The sequence below is a fragment of the Pseudomonas sp. EGD-AK9 genome (genome assembly GCF_000465935.2).
GTDB lineage: Bacteria > Pseudomonadota > Gammaproteobacteria > Pseudomonadales > Pseudomonadaceae > Aquipseudomonas.
Genome location: NZ_AVOF01000434.1, coordinates 1 through 2307 on the forward strand (window position 1 = coordinate 1; position 2307 = coordinate 2307).

The window sequence follows — 2307 nt, forward strand, 5'->3', positions numbered from 1 at the left end:
CGGCCATGGCGCTGGGCCTGGCCTGCTGGCTGGGCGGCAGCGCGGTGCTGCAGGCCCTGCAGCAGGGCACCCGGCTACCCGATCTGGCCCTGCAGGATCTGCAGGGGCGTGCGGTCAATCTGCAGGATTTCGCCGGCAAGCCGCTAGTGGTCAACCTCTGGGCCAGCTGGTGCCCGCCCTGTCGGCGCGAGATGCCGGTGCTGGCCGCCGCGCAGCGCGACGAGCCGGGGATGACCTTTCTGTTCGTCAATCAGGGCGAGTCCGCCGCGCAGGTTGCGGCCTTCCTGGGCAAGGAGGCGCCAGGGCTGGGCAACGTGCTGCTCGACGCCGGCAATCGCCTGGGCGAGCAGGTCGGCTCGCGCGCCTTGCCCAGCACGCTGTTCTACGCCGCTGATGGGCGTCAGCTGGGCAGCCATCTCGGCGAACTGTCCGCGGCCAGCCTGGCCCATGCGCTGACGCTGCTCCGAGACGGCGAGAGCCCCGAGCCGCGCTGACACGGCTCAAGGCAACTGCAGGTCTTCGCCGGCGGCGCGCAGTTCCTCGTAGGCGCGGTCGAGGGCGTCGCGCAGCGCCTCGGCGCCGGGGGTGTGGCGCGAGACGATCAGCTTCAGCGGCAGGCGCTGTAGCTGGACGAAGGGCAGCTCGCCCATGCCCAGGCGCCGGCGCGCCTGCTCCACCGGGGTCTGGTAGTCCAGCAGGTAGTCGCCGCGGCGGCGCTGCAGCATCTCCAGGGCGGCGGTGTGGCTGGCGGTGCGGTGTTCCACTATGCCCAGCGCCGGGTCGGCGAGCCACTGGTTGACCTCCTGCCAGTAGCTGTAGCCGCTGATCAGGATCACTCCGCTGTCCTTGAGATCGTCGGGCAGACGCGGCAGCGGCGTGTCGCGGCGGAAATACAGGTTGAGGGTGATCTCGCCGAGGCGGTGGCGGGCCTCCAGGGTGTGCCCGACCAGCTCCGCCTTGCCCGGGGCGCCGGGCCACAGCTGCACGCTGCCGTCACGCAGGCCGCTGTACAGGCGCGCACCGGGGTAGGAGCGGAAATGCGCCTGGTAGCCGGCGTGGCGCAGCAGGCGTGCGCTGAGTTCGAGGATGGCGCCGCTGGGGCGGCCCTGGGCGTCGGTGTAGGAGTAGGGCGGGAATTCGTAATAGCCGACGCTGACCTGGCGCAGCGCGTCGATCTCGGCCGTGGCGGCAAGGCTCGGTAGCCACAGCAGGGCGGCGAGCAGAAGGCAGCAGCATCTTGGCATCTGGGAGTACGCGGCTCGGCGCCGTCTTGTCGTTATAAAAGTGTCACGCGACCAGCATGGCCAACCGCGGTGGCGCTTGTCCAGCCCCTGTCCTTCGCAGATTAGTCGAGGCTGGGCAGAAAGAAGCGGCCGATCAGCGGCAGATGATCGGAGATGTGCAGCGTGTCGTGCTGGCGCACCGTGCTGCTCAGCGGGGTCAGCCGCGGGCTGTGCAGCAGGTAGTCGAGGGTGCGGTCAGGGCCGCTGGCGGCCGGGTCGTTGGGGTAGTGGGTGTACCAGCGCGCCTGCTCGCCGCCAGCTGCCTGATCCAGGCTGGGGATCAGCGGGTAGCGCGCGGCCAGCTCCTGCAGGCGGTTGTCGCTGGCGTAGCGGCTGCGCTCAGCGTCCGGCAACTGGCCGGGCGGCAGCAGGTCGAAGTCGCCGCCGAGCACCCAGGGCGTGCCCGCAGCCTGCAGCTGGCGCAGCAGGTCGTCGGTCATGCTCAGCTGGCGCGCCTGGGTGTCGTCGTCCTGGGCGAAGGCATCGAAATGGCCGTTGAGCGTCACCAGCTCGCCGCCGCCGCGGATCGGCAGGTGGCTGACCAGCAGCGCGGGCTTGGGCTGGAACGGGCGCGTCAGCGGGTTGCCGGGCCGCTGCGGCAGTTGCAGGCGCTCGGCGCGGGCGATCCGGAAGCGGCTGAGGGTGGCCAGCTTCATGCCGACGCTGCCGAGGATGCGCGGGTGCGGGACGAAGCCGGCCTGCCAGTAGAAGGCCTGGCTGGCGCAGGGGTAGAGGTCGGCCAGGCGCGCTTGCAGCAGGGCCAGTTGATCCTGATGGTCGCTGGCCCGGGCGCCGTCGTGCAGCTCCTGCAGCAGGACGACATCCGGCTGCTCGTCGCGCAGCACCCGCACCACCTCGTCGAGGGTGCTGGCCAGATCCGCGGCGCTGGGCCGGTCGTCGGGGCCGTCGCCGCCGGGCAGGTCGTACCAGAACACATGACCCTTGCCGGCCAGGTACTGCAGGTTCCAGGTCATCACCTTGAGCGCCTGTCCCGGCTGCAGCTGCGCCACCTGGCCGCTGCAGG

The 2307-nt window shown here is 71.1% G+C and carries 3 protein-coding genes; 1 reads left to right on the forward strand and 2 read right to left on the reverse strand.

All coding sequences use genetic code 11. The features are described from left to right. On the forward strand, window positions 1-494 hold a 494-nt coding region (locus N878_RS18025; RefSeq protein ID WP_021444975.1), incomplete at its 5' end, for a TlpA disulfide reductase family protein. 6 nt (window positions 495-500) lie between these two features. Here the strand turns inward: N878_RS18025 and N878_RS18030 are convergent. Together N878_RS18030 and N878_RS18035 are read right to left on the reverse strand one after the other, a co-directional pair. Next, entirely contained in the window at window positions 501-1244 is a 744-nt protein-coding gene (locus N878_RS18030) for an ABC transporter substrate-binding protein (protein ID WP_021444976.1), read from the reverse strand. Between the two features lie 101 nt (window positions 1245-1345). Continuing rightward, window positions 1346-2307 (reverse strand): endonuclease/exonuclease/phosphatase family protein (locus tag N878_RS18035; RefSeq protein WP_021444977.1); only part of this gene is annotated, 962 nt, incomplete at its 5' end.

What these genes read in the sequence shown, in the direction of transcription:
- N878_RS18030 (WP_021444976.1), bottom strand. Translation starts at nt 1,244, where the DNA reads ATGCCAAGATGCTGCTGCCTTCTGCTCGCCGCCCTGCTGTGGCTACCG.